At 68.6% G+C, this 15,612-nt stretch carries 13 protein-coding genes, 1 tRNA gene and 2 pseudogenes; 6 read left to right on the top strand and 10 right to left on the bottom strand.

Annotated features, from left to right (window positions below; translation table 11 throughout):
- Positions 1-29: 29 nt before the first annotated feature.
- From EP380_RS09250 to EP380_RS09225, 6 genes are all read right to left on the bottom strand, one after another.
- Positions 30-371: a winged helix-turn-helix domain-containing protein gene (locus tag EP380_RS09250; protein ID WP_106570379.1), complete on the bottom strand. Its 342-nt coding sequence runs from the start codon at positions 369-371 to the stop codon at positions 30-32.
- 83 nt (positions 372-454) lie between these two features.
- Positions 455-1,555: a molybdenum ABC transporter ATP-binding protein gene (gene modC / locus EP380_RS09245; protein WP_106570378.1), complete on the bottom strand. Its 1,101-nt coding sequence runs from the start codon at positions 1,553-1,555 to the stop codon at positions 455-457.
- Positions 1,552-2,253: a molybdate ABC transporter permease subunit gene (gene modB / locus EP380_RS09240; RefSeq protein WP_106570377.1), complete on the bottom strand. Its 702-nt coding sequence runs from the start codon at positions 2,251-2,253 to the stop codon at positions 1,552-1,554. The genes modC and modB overlap by 4 nt, the downstream gene beginning before the upstream one ends.
- Positions 2,254-2,270: 17 nt before the next feature.
- Positions 2,271-3,080: a molybdate ABC transporter substrate-binding protein gene (gene modA / locus EP380_RS09235; RefSeq protein ID WP_127598131.1), complete on the bottom strand. Its 810-nt coding sequence runs from the start codon at positions 3,078-3,080 to the stop codon at positions 2,271-2,273.
- 171 nt (positions 3,081-3,251) lie between these two features.
- Entirely contained in the window at positions 3,252-5,306 is a 2,055-nt protein-coding gene (locus EP380_RS09230) for a bifunctional aldolase/short-chain dehydrogenase (protein ID WP_127598129.1), read from the bottom strand.
- 93 nt (positions 5,307-5,399) lie between these two features.
- On the bottom strand, positions 5,400-5,780 hold the full coding sequence (locus tag EP380_RS09225; protein ID WP_127598126.1) for a cupin domain-containing protein: 381 nt from the start codon (positions 5,778-5,780) through the stop codon (positions 5,400-5,402).
- A 250-nt stretch (positions 5,781-6,030) separates the two neighbouring features.
- On the opposite strand from EP380_RS09225, the gene EP380_RS09220 reads away from it, so the two are divergent.
- From EP380_RS09220 to htpG, 3 genes and pseudogenes are all read left to right on the top strand, one after another.
- Positions 6,031-7,359, top strand: coding sequence for an amidohydrolase family protein (locus EP380_RS09220; RefSeq protein ID WP_106570373.1), 1,329 nt, complete (start codon positions 6,031-6,033; stop codon positions 7,357-7,359).
- A 61-nt stretch (positions 7,360-7,420) separates the two neighbouring features.
- Positions 7,421-7,744: pseudogene (locus tag EP380_RS09215) on the top strand (phosphorylase family protein); the annotation flags it as partial.
- 205 nt (positions 7,745-7,949) lie between these two features.
- Positions 7,950-9,857 (top strand): molecular chaperone HtpG, encoded by a 1,908-nt coding sequence (gene htpG, locus EP380_RS09210; RefSeq protein WP_127598124.1) that lies wholly within the window; start codon positions 7,950-7,952, stop codon positions 9,855-9,857.
- 21 nt (positions 9,858-9,878) lie between these two features.
- Here htpG and EP380_RS09205 read toward each other — a convergent pair.
- Positions 9,879-10,910: pseudogene (locus EP380_RS09205) on the bottom strand (histone deacetylase family protein).
- Between the two features lie 82 nt (positions 10,911-10,992).
- The gene (locus EP380_RS09200) at positions 10,993-11,910 is read right to left on the bottom strand and encodes a mechanosensitive ion channel family protein (RefSeq protein ID WP_127598122.1); all 918 of its coding nucleotides are present in this window, start codon (positions 11,908-11,910) and stop codon (positions 10,993-10,995) included.
- A 381-nt stretch (positions 11,911-12,291) separates the two neighbouring features.
- Between EP380_RS09200 and EP380_RS23555 the strand changes: the two genes are divergently transcribed.
- Together EP380_RS23555 and EP380_RS23860 are read left to right on the top strand one after the other, a co-directional pair.
- Positions 12,292-12,444 carry a hypothetical protein gene (locus tag EP380_RS23555; protein WP_164749808.1) on the top strand — a complete coding sequence of 51 codons (153 nt, stop codon included), beginning with the start codon at positions 12,292-12,294 and terminating at the stop codon, positions 12,442-12,444.
- 198 nt (positions 12,445-12,642) lie between these two features.
- Entirely contained in the window at positions 12,643-12,777 is a 135-nt protein-coding gene (locus tag EP380_RS23860) for a hypothetical protein (RefSeq protein WP_275068991.1), read from the top strand.
- A gap of 404 nt (positions 12,778-13,181) precedes the next feature.
- Here EP380_RS23860 and EP380_RS09195 read toward each other — a convergent pair.
- Both EP380_RS09195 and EP380_RS09190 read right to left on the bottom strand, forming a co-directional pair.
- Positions 13,182-13,266: transfer RNA gene (locus EP380_RS09195), tRNA-Leu, on the bottom strand.
- 360 nt (positions 13,267-13,626) lie between these two features.
- Positions 13,627-14,097 (bottom strand): phasin family protein, encoded by a 471-nt coding sequence (locus tag EP380_RS09190; RefSeq protein ID WP_164749807.1) that lies wholly within the window; start codon positions 14,095-14,097, stop codon positions 13,627-13,629.
- A 212-nt stretch (positions 14,098-14,309) separates the two neighbouring features.
- Here EP380_RS09190 and EP380_RS09185 point away from each other — a divergent pair, with 212 nt between their 5' ends.
- Entirely contained in the window at positions 14,310-15,605 is a 1,296-nt protein-coding gene (locus EP380_RS09185) for a DUF445 domain-containing protein (RefSeq protein WP_127598249.1), read from the top strand.
- The last annotated feature ends 7 nt before the right edge of the window (positions 15,606-15,612 follow it).

Raw genomic sequence — 15,612 nt, 5'->3', positions numbered from 1 at the left:
TTCGAAACCGCCCGGCGGGCCGGACGGCGTCACGCCGCGTCGATTTCGGCCTGCAACGCGCTGATATGGCCGGCGGCGGCGCTGCTGGCGGCTTCTTCGATGGCGCGAAACCGTTTGACCACCGCCAGTCCGACCGGGGTCAGCTCGGCGCCGCCGCCGCGCTTGCCGCCGGTGCGGGCGGCGACCAGGGGCTTGCCGAAGATGCGGTTCATCTCCTCGACCAGATCCCAGGCGCGCTTGTAGGACATCGCCATGTCGCGCGCGGCGGCCGAGATCGAGCCGGAAGCGGCGATGTGTTCCAGGAGCGCGATCTTGCCCGGGCCGATGCGGCCGTCGGGGTCGAGGTCGATCCGCAAACTCAGGGTCGGCATGGGGGCCTCGCGAAACCGGCGTTGCCCCGGTCCTAATCCATGGAGCCGGGCGGGGCAATCCATGCGTCTTGCGCCGAGGCCTCTCAGGTCGTGCGAAACGTCGCCAGGCCGCCGCGATCGAAGCTGACCGACTTGACGACGGCGAAGACCGGACGGCCGGGCGACAGTGCGAGCAGGCGTTCGGACTGGCGCGTGATGCGCGCCACCAGCGTGTGGCCGCCGCAATCTATAAAGGCGTCGACGGCGGCGCCGGCGCGCGGCTCCAGCGTCCTGATCGTGCCCTCGATCACGTTGAGCGCCGACAGGCCGCGCGGCCGTTCGGTCGCCACCATCACGTCGCGGGCGCGAATGCGGATCCTGACGCGCTTGCCCGGCTCGGCATCGAGGCGCGGCAGGCGCAGCGCGCCGGCGCCCGTGTCGATGACCGTCAATTCGAACGTCTCGTCATGGCTGGCCACCACGCCGTCGAGCACGGCGCCGCCTTCGCCCTGCTCGTCTTCCGGCAACAGGTCGAGGCGCTGCATGATGGCGTCGGTGGGACCGGCCGCGCGCACCGCGCCGCCGGCCAGCACCACCATGTCGGTCGCCAGGCGCGACACTTCCGCCAGCGCGTGGCTGACATAGAGGATCGGCACCGCCGCCTCGTCGCGCAGCCGCTCGACATAGGGCAGGATCTCGGCCTTGCGCGCCTCGTCGAGCGCGGCCAGCGGTTCGTCCATCAGCAACAGCCGGGGGCTGGCCAGCAGCGCCCGGCCGATCGCCACGCGCTGTCTTTCGCCGCCCGACAACGCGTCCGGCTGCCGCGCCAAAAGCGCGCCGATGCCCAGCAGCTCGACGACGTGGTCGAACCGCGCATAGCGTTCGGCATGCGGGATGTGGCGCTCGCCGTAACGCAGATTCTGGGCGACGCTCATATGCGGAAACAATCGCGCGTCCTGGAACACGTAGCCGATGCGGCGGCGGTGAACGGGCAGGGCGAGGCGGCGCGCAGTATCGACAAGCACGCGCTCGCCGACCGCGACGCGGCCGCGATCGGGGCGGACCAGCCCGGCGACGATGTTGACCAGCGTCGTCTTGCCGGAACCGGACGGGCCGAACAGCGCCGTCAGGCGCCCGGCGCTCTCGAAGCGGCAATCGAGCGTGAAGGCGCCCTGGCGATGGGTGACGTCGAGCGAGAACATCACCCAGCACCCGCGCCTCGCCCGGCCCGCCGGGCCAGGAATTCGGAGACGACCAGCGCCGCCATGGCGATCGCCACCGACACCGCGGTGAGCCGCAGCGCGCCGCCCTCGCCGCCCGGCACCTGCAGGAAGGTGTAGATCGCCGACGGCAGCGTCTGGGTCTCGCCGGGAATGTTGGAGACGAAGGTGATGGTGGCGCCGAATTCGCCCATTGCCTTGGCGAAGGCGAGCACCGTGCCGGCAAGGATGCCCGGCAAAATCAGCGGCAGGGTCACGGTCAAAAACACCTGCAGCGGGTTGGCGCCCAGCGTCCCGGCCGCCTGCTCGAGCCGTCGGTCGACGGCCTCGATCGACAGGCGGATGGCCCTGACCATCAGCGGAAACCCCATCACCGCTGCCGCCAGCGCCGCGCCCGTCCAGCGAAACGCGAAGACGATGCCGAACTGCTCGGCGAGAAAGGAGCCGAGCGGACCCTGTCGGCCGAAGCCCAGCAGAAGCGCGTAGCCGGTGACGACCGGCGGCAGGATCAGCGGCAGATGCACCGCGCCGTTGAGCAGCGCCTTGCCCCAGAAGCGGCCGCGCGCCAGAAGCAGCGCCACCGCGACGCCGAACGGCAGGCTGACCGCCACGGCCCACAGCGCCACCTTGAGCGAGAGGCGCACCGCCGTCCATTCCTGCGGGCCGAGGCCGAGCCAGTCCATCATCGTCGCGGCGGCGTTCAGTTGGTCGTCGTGCCGGCGAGCGGCACGAAGCCGTGCTCGGCAAAGATCGCCGCGGCCGCCGGCGACTCCAGGAAGGCGAGGAAGGCGCGCGCCGCGTCCTTGTCGACCCCGGCCATCAACGCGGCGGCGTAGACGATCGGCGGGTGGGTCTCTTCCGGGAAAAGACCGACCACGCGCACGTCGGCATCGGCGGCGGCGTCGGTCTGGTAGACGATGCCGAGCGGCGCCTCGCCGGTCGAGACAATGGCCAGCGCGGCGCGCACGTTTTCGGCCTGCGCGACGCGCGGCGCGACGGCGTCCCAGGCTCCGAGCGACCGCAGCGCCGCCTTGCCGTAGCGGCCGGCCGGAACCGCGTCGGTATTGGCCATGGCAAGGCGGCCGTCCTCGCCAAGGGCTGTGCGAAGGTCGAGGCCCGGTTCGATGGCAAGCTCGGCCGTGCTGCCCTTCGGCGCGATCAGCACCAACCGGTTCGACAGGAGCCGTCGTTCGCTCGCCGCGTCGGTCAACCCACGCTCTGACAGATAATCCACCCAGTCGAGATTGGCCGACACGAACAGGTCGGCCGGCGCGCCCTGCTCGATCTGGCGCGCCAGCGCCGAGCTGCCGGCATAGGAGACCGCCACCGTCGCGCCGGCCTTGTCAGCCCAGGCCGCGCCGATTTCGTCGAGGGCGTCGCGCAGGCTGGCAGCGGCGAAGACCAGCACCCTGTCGGCAGCCCGGGCCGGCGCCGGAAGCGCCGACAGGCTCGCAAATGCCAGAAGGAGCAAGGCACTGACGGCAACATAAAAGCGAGACGGATGCGACATGAATTCCCTCCAGCGATCACCGGGACGCGCGGAACGACCGTCCGGATCCCGTCATTCGATATATTTCATTGAATATAACGAATGGCCCGTCAAGGATTTTGTGATCGCGCGGGGCTCAAGCGATGGCCGGAGCGCGACGGGCCGGTGTCCCGCCCCGACCGCCGACAAGCGCTAACGCAGCGCGGCGGCGATGTTGCCGCCATCGACCGTGGTTACGCCGGCGGTGGTGCGGTCGGCGAGCGCCTGGTCGAGAAAGGCCCGGGCGACGTCGCGGGCGGTGACCTCCTGGCCGAGCAGATTGCCCGACAGATAATCCTTTTCCGAAAGCTGGCGCGCCTGCGCGCGACTGGCGATCATCTGGTCGGTCAGCAGGCCGGAGCGGATGCGGTCGGCATTGACCGCGTTGGAACGGATGCCGATCGCGCCATATTCGAGCGCGTATTGGCGCGACAAAAACAGCGTCGCCGCCTTCGGCAGGCCGTAGGCGCCGAATCTGGCGCCCGGATTCACCGCCTGTTTGGACACGTTGAACAAAAGCACGCCGCCGGTCTGCTGCTGTTTCATCACCCGGACCGCCTGTTGGGCGACGCGTTGATGGGCGAAGAAATTGAGTTCGAAACTGTCGCGCAGCGCCTTTTCCGACACCGTGCCGATCTCGCCCTCCGTTGCCGCCCCGGCATTTGAAACGAGAATGTCGATGCCGCCGAAACGTTCCACCGCCGTCCTGAACAGCGCCGCCACGCTGTCGGCGTCGGTCACGTCGCAGGCATGGCCGATCGCGGCGTTGCCGGCCGCCTTGGCCGCGCTCCCGGCGCGGGCCGGATCGAGATCGGCGACCACGACATGGGCGCCGTTTTCGGCGAAGAGCCTGGCGGTCGCCGCGCCGATGGCGCCGCCGCCCCCGGTGATGACCGCCACCTGGCCGGTCAGCGGCAAATATGTCGCGCCAGCGAGCTTGGCCTGCTCCAGCGACCAATATTCGAGCCGAAACAACTCGTCCTCCGGCAGCGGGGTAAAACGGCCGAGTCGCTCGGCCCCGGTGACGGCCTCGATCCAGATTTCGCCGACATCGGCCGAAATGCGCGCGTCCTTGGCGGTGCGGCCGAAGCCGAACAGGCCGAGACCCGGCACCAGCGCCAGACGCGGCATCGGGTCGAGCATGGTGCGCGCGACGTCGTCGAGCGCGTCGCACCGGGCGAAATAGGCCGAATAATACCCGACGAAATCGGCGACGCGTTCACGAGCCCTGCGCGCCCAACCGTCGAGATCGGCAGGATCCGGGGCCGGCAGGATCACGGGCCGGTTCTTGATGCGGATGGTGAGATCGGGCGTCGAGACGCCGCGCGTGCCGTAATCTTCCAGATCGGCGCCGTCGACGAAGGCGCGCACGGCATGCGAGCCCCGGAAATCGGCGACGAAGCGGGTGAAGCGGCCTTCGCCCAGCGCCTGGGCGACCGCGCCGCGCAGAATCGGCGCGATCTCCTCGACCCCGGCGATTTCGCTCGGCAGTTTAGCCGGCGCAAAAAGCTCTTTTGCGTTTGTCTCGACATGCGCCTCGGCGAGGCTGACGAAGCGGATCATGCGCTCATAGGCCTGCCTGGCCGTGTCGCCGAAGGTGAAGATGCCGTGCTTGTCGAGGATCAGGCCCTCGACCGACGGATCGGCCTCGTAGACCTCCGCCGCGACCTTGGCGAGATCGAACCCCGGCATGATATAGGGCACGAAGCCGAGCTTGTTGCCGAACACGGTATCGCAGATCGCGCGGCTCTGGTCCTGGTCGACCAGCGCCAGGATAGCGGTTGAATGGGTGTGGTCGACGAAACGATGCGGCAGAAAAGCATGCAGCAGCGTCTCGACGGAGGGATTGGGCGATTTCGGGTCGAGCAGGTTGAGGCGCTGCAGCGCCACCATGTCCTCGTCGGCGAGCGCGTCGAGGGCGCGGGCGCGCAGAAGCGGCGCGAGTTTCACCGCCGGCAGGCCGGCTGGCTCGATCACCGCCATGTCCCAGCCCGAGCCCTTCACGCACAGCACCTCGTGCGTGTCGCCGATCAGGTCGGTGCGGCGGGTCTTGTAGGACGTGTTGCCGCCGCCATGCAGCACAAGGCTGGGATCGTTGCCCAGCAGCCGGGTGGTGTAGACGCGCAGCGCCATCTCCTCCTCCACCCCTTTGGCGGCATAGTCGGCGACGATCTTGGCGGCGTCGGCGTCGTTCCAGCGGCTATGCATGACTAACCTCGGTCTGCTCGGCGCGCGCGGCACGGCGGGCACCATTCGGAAAGGAGTGGGTTCGAGTACGGCGCGGTCGATGCGGCCATCGTGTCAGCCTTCACCGCCGTCTTCCAGATCGACATAGCAGGCCGGCGTGAAGCGCGGCGTGCACAGGCAATAAAATTCCAGGTCGTCGGGCCCGTCATTGGCGATGCGTTGCGCGGCGCCGGCGGCGATCAGCACCTGGTCGCCCGGGCCGAGCGGCTGGCGGCGGCCGTCGATCTCGACCGTGGCCCGTCCCTTGCGCACGACATAGCGCTCCGCCACCCCGTCGAGCCGGTGAAGCTGCGTCGTCACGCCCGGCGCCACGCGGGCGAGCGCCAGCGAGACTTCGGGCGATTTTTCCGAGTTCAGCAGTTCGGTGATGAAGCAACGCTCGCCGGTGAAGACTTCCGATCCCGTCTCGCCCGCGATGAACCATTCCGGCCGCATGCCGTATCCTCGCACCGTTGCCGCTCCCGCCCGCTGTCTAGCATGTCTTTGACAATTGTCAATTTGATTGCTTTTTGTCAGAAATCGCGCCGCACGGATCAAAGCCGCGCCGCAGGATGCCGGCGAACCGCAACCGGCGCAGACACGTTCTTGGCGGCGGTTGACAGGACCGGCCGCAGCCGGCTCTTGATTGGAGCGATTGCCGCGAGTGCCCGCTACGACAGGACGAGACGGATCAAGGGGGGATCGGATGAACAAGGACGCCTCGGATCTGGTGATCCGAAACGCAACCGTGGTCACCGCAGACCAGGATCGCCGCGTGATTGCGGATGGCGGCGTGGCGGTATCGCAAGGCCGGATCGTCGCCGTGGGCACCGCTGCCGAGCTGGCGCCATGGCAAGCCGGTGCGGCGCGGGTGATCGACGCCTCCGGCATGATCTTGATGCCCGGCCTGATCAACACCCATTGCCATGCCGGCGACAGCCTGTTTCGCGGCCTGGTCGAGGATCTGCCGCTGGAGGCCTGGCTGCAGACGGTGTGGAAGGCCGAGGGCGCGATCCTCAATGCAGAGACATCCTATCTGGGCACGGTGCTGGGCTTTGCCGAACAGCTCTTGACCGGCGTGACCACGGTGATGGACATGTTCTGGTTTCCGCACGAGACGGTGCGCGCGGCACGCACGCTCGGCATGCGGGTGTCGACCGGCGGGATCTTCTTCGACCCGCCCGGCGTCAACGGCCACACGCCGGACAGGCGGATTGCGGAAGCCGAACGGTTCTTCGCCGATTTCTCCGCTGCAGACGACGTGTTCGCGGCGGCGATGCCGCACGGCGCCTACACGGTTTCGCCCGAAAGTCTCAAGCGCGCGCGCCAGATCGCCGACAGCCATGGCGGGCTCTATTCCATCCATGCGGCCGAAACCCGGGCCGAGCAGGCCGACATTCAGACGCGCTACGGGCGCTCCGTCATCCGCCATCTCGACGCGCACGGGCTGCTCGACGAGCGCACCGTGCTGGCGCATTGCGTCCATCTCGACGACGAGGAGATCGCCATCCTGGCCCGAACCCGCGCCGTCGTCTCCCACAATCCGGTCTCCAACCTGAAGCTCGGTTCGGGCATCGCCCGCATTCCCGACATGCTGGCGGCCGGCGTGCGGGTCACGCTGGGCACCGACGGCGCCATCAGCGGCAACGATCTCGACATGTGGCTGGCGCTGCGGCTGGCGGCCATGCTGCACAAGGGCGCCAACGAAAAGGCCGACGCCGTCGCCACGCACCAGGCGCTCGACATGCTGACGCGCGAGGCCGCCGACGCGCTCGGCGCGGGAGAAAAGATCGGAAGTCTGGAAACGGGCAAGTTCGCCGACATGGTTTTGCTCGACGCCAGCCGGCCACACGCCGTGCCGATGTTCGACCCGGTCACCCATCTGGTCTATTCCGCCGGCAAATCGGATGTGCGCCACGTCTTCCTGGCCGGCGAGCAGGTCGTGGCCGACGGGCGGCTTGTCCGCCTCGATCTCGGCGAAACGCTGGCTGCGGTCCGGGCGCTGACCCCGACAATCGCGGCGAGCATCGCGTGAGCGCCCGCCAAAAGGACAGGGACGGCATGGCTGCCGCCAGCGCGACAGGCTCGATGCGGCACTTGCCGCGGCCGCACGCGCCGGGGTCGCGGCCCATGCCGGCATCTATGCCGGCATTGCCGGGCCGTCGCTGGAAACCTCGGCCGAGCGACGATTTTTGCGCTCGGCCGGCGCCGACGCGGTTGGCATGTCGACCGTGCACGAGGTCATCGCCGCCGCTCATGTCGGCCTGAAGACGATCGGACTTTCGGCGATCACCAACAAGGCGACCGGAGGGCCCGACCAGCAGCCGGACACGATCGAGGACGTGCTCGCCCATGCACGGATAGCCGGCAAAAAGATCGCGGCGCTGCTTGCCGCGCTACTGCCCGGCCTTGGCGATTGAGCGCCGGCGATGGCGGCATGGGCGTCCGTCCGGCTTGGTGATACCCGCATTGCAGGCTGGCACCCTTCGCGCGGCCGCAAAAACCCTTTGGCCGGCGATCCACGACAATGCTAGATCGGTTCGCTGCCGGACTGCCCGCGCGCGGCGCGCCATCGCCGCGTGGCGTTCGCGCAGCCCTCAACCATACGACCTGACGGACAAGCCCATGACCGACACTTCTTCCGCACCCGCCGAAAACCATGTCTTCGAGGCCGATGTCGCGCGCCTGCTCACGCTGATGGTGCATTCGGTCTATTCCGAGCGCGACGTGTTCCTGCGCGAGCTGATTTCCAACGCGGCCGATGCCTGCGAGAAGCTGCGTTACGAGGCGATTGCGGAGCCGGCCTTGCTCGGCGACGACCCGCAGGCGCAGATCACGCTTATCGCCGACCCCGAAGGCGGCACGCTCAGCGTTGTCGATAACGGCATCGGCATGAGCCGCAACGAGCTGACCGAGGCGCTCGGCACCATCGCCCGCTCCGGCACCAAGGCGTTCCTGGAGCGCGTCGCGGCGCAAGGCGGCGACAACGGCCTCGACGGCGATCGGCTGATCGGCCAGTTCGGCATCGGCTTCTACTCCGCCTTCATGGTCGCGGGTAGGGTCGACGTGTTTTCGCGTCGCGCCGGCTCCGAAGAGGCCTGGCGCTGGTCGTCGGACGGCAGCGGCAGCTACGAGATCGCGCCGGCCGCGCTCGAAGACGCGCCCGCACGCGGCACGCGTGTCGTGCTGACTCTCAAGGACGACGCCAAAAGCTTCGCCGAGCGCGCCACGGTGGAACGGATCGTCAAGGCCCAGTCCGGCCACGTGCCGGTGCCGATCCTGATCGCCGAAAAGCCTGACGCGGAGGCGGAACCGGTGACCGACGGCTCGGCGCTGTGGGCGAAGCCGAAAACGGAGATCACGCCGGAGGACTATGCCGATTTCTATCGCGGTCTGTCGGGCCAATATGACGAGCCGGCACTGACGGTGCATTTCCGCGCCGAGGGCCGGCACGAATATTCGGCGCTCGCCTTCGTGCCGGGCGCGCGCCCGTTCGACCTGTTCGATCCCGACCGCAAGGGCCGCGTCAAGCTCTACGTCAAGCGCGTCTTCATCACCGACGATGCCGAGCTCCTGCCGCGCTATCTGCGCTTCGTGCGCGGGCTGGTCGACACGGCCGACCTGCCGCTCAACGTCTCGCGCGAGATGATCCAGGAAAGCCCGATCCTGGCCGCGATCCGCAAGGGCCTGACCAACCGCATCCTGACCGCGCTGGAAAAGCTGGCCGAAAGCGAGCCGGACACATTCGCCGCCGTGTGGCGCGATTTCGGCGGCGTCCTGAAGGAAGGCATCTACGAGGATTTCGAACGCCAGGAGCAATTGCTCGGCCTGGCGCGGTTCCGCACCACCGAAACGGGCGCCGAGTGGCGCGCGCTGAAAGACTATGTCGCGGCCATGAAGGACACCCAGCAGGCGATCTATTTCCTCGCCGGCGACGATCTGGAGCGGCTCAGGACCTCGCCGCAGCTCGAAGGGTTCCGCGCCCGCGGGCTGGAGGTGCTGTTGCTGTCGGATCCGGTCGACAGTTTCTGGGCCGCCACCGCGCAGGGGTTCGAGGGCAAGCCGTTCCGCTCCGTCACCCAGGGCGCGGCGGACCTGGCCGACATCCCGCGTCTCGACGCCGAAAAGGACCAGGACGCGGCACCGGAGGCGGACCCCGCCACCGCGACGCTGATCGCCTTTGCCAAGACGGTGCTGGAGGACGCGGTCTGCGACGTGCGCGCCTCCGAGCGCCTGACCGAAAGCGCGGTCTGCCTGGTCGCACCGGAAGGCGGGCCCGACCGTCAGCTCGAGCGTATCCTCAAGGGTGCGGGCCAGGCCGGCGAGGCGGCCAAACCGGTGCTGGAAATCAATCCGCGCCACGCCCTGGTGAAGGCGCTTGCGGCCGCATCGGCCGACGCGGCGCTGCGCGAGGACGCCGTCCGGCTGCTTTACGACGAGGCGCTGATCCTCGACGGCGAACGGGTCAGCGACGCGCGCGGCTTTTCCGAACGGCTGGCGCGCGTGCTGCACCAGGCGCTCGGCGGAGCCTAGGCGCGGCCGGGCGCCCGCCGCCTATGCGCCCTCGAAACCGGTCAGAACGCCGACGGCGTTGACGCCGATCTCAGCGACCGCATAACCGCCCTCCATCACGAACAAGGTCGGCAGGTCGAGCCCGGCGATGCGCGCGCCGATGTGCGGATAGTCGTGCGAGCGCAGCCGGAAGGCGCTGATCGGGTCCTTTTCGAACGTGTCGACGCCGAGCGAGACGACCAGTATGTCGGGCGCGTAGGCGGCGATCCGGGCCAGTGCGTCGTCGAGCGCGGCACTCCAGCCGGCCCAGTCGGTGCCGGCCGGCAGCGGGTAGTTGAGGTTGAAGCCCTCGCCCGGCCCCGCGCCGCGCTCGTCGCGATGGCCCAGGAAATGCGGATATTCGGTCAGCGGATCACCGTGCAGATTGATCACCTGCACGTCGGCGCGGGCATAAAAGATCTCCTGCGTGCCGTTGCCGTGATGATAGTCGATATCGAGGATGGTGACGCGCCCCGCGCCGCGGTCGCGGAACCATTGCGCGGCGATGGCGGCGTTGTTGAGATAGCAATAACCGCCCATGAAGGCGGTCCCGGCGTGATGGCCGGGCGGGCGGCAAAGCGCGAAGGCGGCCCGCTCGCCTGCGGCGACAAGACCGGCCGCCGTCAGCGCGGTGTCGAAGGAGGATTTGATCGCCTCCCAGCTTCCCGCCACGAAACTCGCGCCGCCGTCGAAGGAATAATAACCGAGCAGCGCCTAGACCGTCTTCGGCGGCACGTCGGCGCGCAGGCCGCACACCGGCCACACGAACGGCATTGCCGGCGTGTCGTGGCCGGCGTCGCGCCACATCGGCCAGACCCGCGGCAGGAAATCGACATAGGCGGCGGCGTGCACGCGCTTGGCGGCCTCGATGTCGTGCGGGGCGGGCTCAAGCACCGGCCCGAGCGCGACCGCCTCGATGCGCTCGCGGATATGCCTGGCGCGCATCGGGTTTTCGAAGCCGGGCACGATCGCGCCGCCGACCAGTTCGGTCTGACCGGCATGGCCGGCATGGCGCGGCGAAAAGACGGTTTTCATGAGCCCTCCGCAAACGCGCCGGCATCGGCGCCGTTTGCGCCGACTTGATCACGGAAGCCGGCGGCCGCGCAAGACCGGCCCGTCAGTGCGGCGCGGGCGCAGCGTTCGGGAGCCGGCTATCGGCGCTCACCCGCAGGCGGGTCTGCGGCGGACGCAAGCCGTATTCCCGGACCGCGACATCGATCGTGGAAAGCACCGCGTCGCGACAATCGATGTCCTCGGCGAAACTGGGCACCCAGAACCGCACGGCATAGCGAATGCCCTCGGCTTCGTAGGAGACGACGCGCACATCGGGCTCGGGCGCTCTCTGGATGATCGTCGGCTTCGCCGCCGCCTGGGCGAGGATGGTTCTGGCGAGCGCGACCGGAACCTCGTGGTCGAGCAGGATCTGCACATGTGTCCGGTAGTGCCGGCGCGGGGCGCTGTAATTGGTCACGCGCTGGCGCGCGATCCGGCTGTTGGGCAGGATGGTGTAGGTGTCGTCGCGGGTCAGAAGCCGCGTCGTGCGCCAGCCGATCTCGACGATGCGCCCGCGCACGGCATTGTCGATCTCGACCCAGTCGCCGATCCGGTACGGCGCTTCCAGGCCGAGCGCGATGCCCGACAGGACATCGGCCAGCACGTTGCGGATGGCGAAGCCGAGAACCGCGAGAACCAGGCCCGATCCCGCCAGTGCCCCGCTCAACGACTGGCCGAAGACCAGGATGATCGTGGCGACCGTGGCCGCGATGAAAAGCGCGACCGAAACCAGTTCGACCAACAGCTTGGGTACGCGGCGCCGGCGCGCGCCGACACGTTCCAGCGCCAGGCCCACCAGACGACCGCCAAGCCAGGCCGCCGCGAAATAGCTGGCGGCCCCGGCAATCAGGCCGAGCGCGGTGGCGTCGATCTCCAGCCGCGCGGCATCGATCACGCGCCGATGCACGAGATAGACCGCCACGCTGACGATCAGGGCGAGTGTCGGCCAGAGCGTACGCCGCGCGCCGCCGACAGCGCTCATGCCGGGTCCGCGCGCCGGCTGCCGCGGCGCACATGCGCGGCCGCGCCGCCAAGGTTGAGAGATGCGGATTGCCCGCCCGCCCGATCGGTGCCGGCAGGGGTATTGAGGGGTCTGAAACACCAGGTGCAGCGAATGGCCGCACGCGGCGCGGCACGATTGCAATGATCGCAGAACAACGTCCCGAAACGCGTGGTCACGGTCGAACTCCTATGCGCGCGTCCTGCGCGCGCCAACATGGTCATGAAGGTTAGCGTGGAGGACCCGGAACGGGAGCGATCGCGATGTTGGTTAGGCCGCCGCGACCCCATTCCGGGCAAAGACAGGCGTCTTGCGGAATGGCCTAGGTTGGAGATGGCGGGTTCGCGTGCACATGGTTTCTAGATGGCCACCAATTGGGGCAAATACAAGGACGCGCGCCGCCGGCCGGTCCGGTTTGACTTTCCCGGCGGCGCGGCCGATGCTGGCCCGATCATGATTGGCATCGTCCTTCCTGCCGGGGTCTTCGGCACCGCCTACCGGCTCTCACGCCGCTAGCCCTGGTTCGCCACGCGTCCAAGGCTCGCCAGGAGCCTTCGCGACCGAACCAGGGTGATCTTCGCGCCCCTCAGGCCAGACCGCAGCGGCGGCGCCTCGGGCACTCGACCTCGAATCAGACCTGTCCGTCCGTCGGGCCTCGGCGTGCGCTGCACGCCGCGCCAGGCGGATACGGCATGCCGTGCAAAGGAACCGCACATGTCGAAGAAGAACCGCAAGGGCAACCGGGAAGCCAGAAAACCCAAACAACCCAAGCAGGCGCCCGAGGCCGCGTCCTCGGTGGCCGAACTGGGCAGGGCGCGTCAGCCCGGCAAGAGGCAGGCCGGCAAATAGCCGCGCCGGCTCCAGGCCCGCGCCCACGCCACGCGGGCCTGGATCACCCTGCGCGCATCGACCGTCACGACGCGCCCGCTCGTGTGACGTCGGTACGATCCCGCCGATGGGTTCCTAAAGGGTGCGGATGACAATTTTCCCGGCACGTTGCCGCCGCACGCCCCGCGACCGACGCTGCTCGAACAACCGAAATGCGCTGCCCGCCAAGGACGATCGACGGCGGCACGGGCCGGCCGGGATGTCGATCAGGGGGGCCGATTGTGTGTCCCGTCGCCCGAACGACGGCCGAAAACACCGTCCAGGCGGGGGATCCTGGTGAATTGCTAACTTGATCGACGAAGGGTGGGGCGGCCAGGTTCGCGACGTCGCCGATGCGGCGATCAAACCACGGCTCAAAAGAGCCATGGTGCCCAGGAGAGGACTCGAACCTCCACGCCTTGCGGCACACGGACCTGAACCGTGCGCGTCTACCAATTCCGCCACCTGGGCAGGTGTGCGGCCCCGTTTATGCGGGCCGCCGTGCCGTGTCAATCGGATATCGGCGCGTCATGGCTGGGTTTTTGTCGCGGCCGGAAGGCGCCGCACCCCGCACTGGGCCCGGCGCGAGCAAAACCCGTCCGGAACCGCGCAGCGGAAGGCGGCCGCACGCGGGAGCCTCAGGGAAGGGGCGTGGCGTGCGTGGGGCCGCTATTCCCGCCCGGCCGGCCGCGCCACGACATGACCCGCCGCACGCCGGCGAACGCAAAAGCCCCGCCGGGGATCGGCGGGGCTTGTCGGGGCTTATCGGCGGTTTTCGAGCCGCCTGGACGGCGCTGCCATCTTCCGGCCCGCGGACCGGAAGGCCAGGCGTCAGGCGGCAAATTTTGCCATGCCGGCGCGAAGCTCGGCGGCGCTGTCGGCGGCCGCCTTGCCGGCCGCTTCACCGGCGGCGCGGACGCGCTCGACATTGGCCTTGGCGTTTTCGCGCAGGAACTCGGCCTGGATTTCGAACGTTTCGCCGACGCTCTTGGCGCCGGCCAGTTTCTCGGCCGTGGCCAGCGCGTGCCGAAGATTGGCGAAGCCGGCTTCGACGACGTCACGGGCGGCACTGACGGAATGGCCGACAACGGTCTCGGTCAGCTTCTCGGCCGAGGCGACGGCATCGCGAACGCCGAGATGCGCCTGCTCGGCGCGCTCCCTGGCCGAAACCGCGCCGCGCTGCGCGAAATCGCGCGCGGCGGCCGGAACGTCCATCTTGCCGTAAAGGCCTTCGAAAGCCTGGCGGAACTGATCGAAATAGGCGGCGGTCTCGGTGTGGGCGGTGTTGGTCTTGCGGGTCATTTTCGTCTCCATTCTTTGCAAAAGCCATGGGCGCCCCGTCTCTCAGGCCCGGGGCGTGGTCTTCATATAGGTCCGCATATTGTGCATTGCAACATATTTTGTGCATTGCACAATAGTCCGTTCGACGGCCCGGAGCCGTCCCGGCGGCGGTGGCAATGCACATGACGAAAACCGATATTGAGAGGGCCGCCCATGCCGCCGAAGGACAGCCGATGGCCGAGAGCCGCTCCCCCCAGCCCGCCGCCGCAGCGCAGGACCAGGACGCCGAGAAGGAACGCGCGCTGAAACGCATCAAGCGCGCGGCAACCCTTACCTTGTTGATGTGCATCGCACTTTTTGTCGGTGCGCGCCTGCTTGAGCCGCACGCGCCGGGTCTGGTCTGGCTTGCCGCCTTCGCGGAAGCCGCCGCGATCGGCGGCATTGCCGACTGGTATGCGGTGGTGGCGCTATTTCGCCGTCCGCTCGGCCTGCCGATCCCGCACACCGCGATCATTCCGGCCAACCAGACCCGCATCGCCGACAATCTCGGCGGCTTCATCGAGGCGAATTTTTTGGCGCCGGCGCCGGTGCGCGCCAAGCTCGGCGCGATCGACTTCGCCGCGCATGTGGCCGACTGGCTCTCCGACCGCAGGCGGGCGGACGGGCTGGCGCGGTTCATGACCCGCATGGTGCCGCAGACGCTGGACGCGCTGGAGGAATCCGGCCTGCCGCGCTTTCTCGCCAGCCGGGCGCGCGCACGGATCGAAACGGTCGAATTCGCGCCGCTGGCGGCCGGGCTGCTGTCGGCCTTCGTCGCCGACAGGCGCCATCAGAAACTCTTCGACGAACTGATCGCCGCGCTCGGCCGGTTCTTGAACGACGAGGCCGCGCTCGCCGCGCTGCGCGACAAGATCCGCGCCGAACTGCCGACGCTGGCCCGCTATTTCCGCGCCGACGCCTATCTGCTGCACAAGATCGTCGCCGCCGCCGGCACGCTGCTCGATGAGGTCCGCGCCGATCCCGACCACGGACTGCGGCACGAATTCGACCGTTTCGCCGCCGATTTCGTCGCCCAGCTCGCCACGTCGCCGGCCTATGCCGCCCAGGCGGAGCGGCTGAAGCGCGAAGTGCTGGCGCGACCCGAGCTGCGCAACCTTGTCGCCGATCTGTGGGCCGGCCTGCGTCGCTTCCTGCTTGCGGATGCCGGCGCGGACGATTCCGCCACCCGCCGGCATTTGACCCGGCTTTTGACCGATATCGGGCGCCAGCTCGCCCAGGACGACGCCATCCGCGCCGACATGAACCAGGGGTTCGTGACCATGCTGGCCGGATTCGTCGAGACGCAGAAGAGCGGCGTTTCGGCCTTCATCGCCGACCAGGTCAAGCGCTGGGACCTTGCCCAGCTCACACGGCTGGTCGAACTCAATATCGGCCGCGACCTGCAATATATCCGTTTCAACGGCATGATCGTCGGCGGCCTGGCCGGCCTGGCGCTGCATCTCGGCGAGGTGCTGGTGTTCGGCAATTGACGGCGCG

The organism is Nitratireductor alexandrii, from assembly GCF_004000215.1.
Classification (GTDB): domain Bacteria; phylum Pseudomonadota; class Alphaproteobacteria; order Rhizobiales; family Rhizobiaceae; genus Mangrovimarina; species Mangrovimarina alexandrii.
Note: the sequence above shows the minus strand (reverse complement) of the source record. Positions and strands in the feature narration are given on the sequence as shown.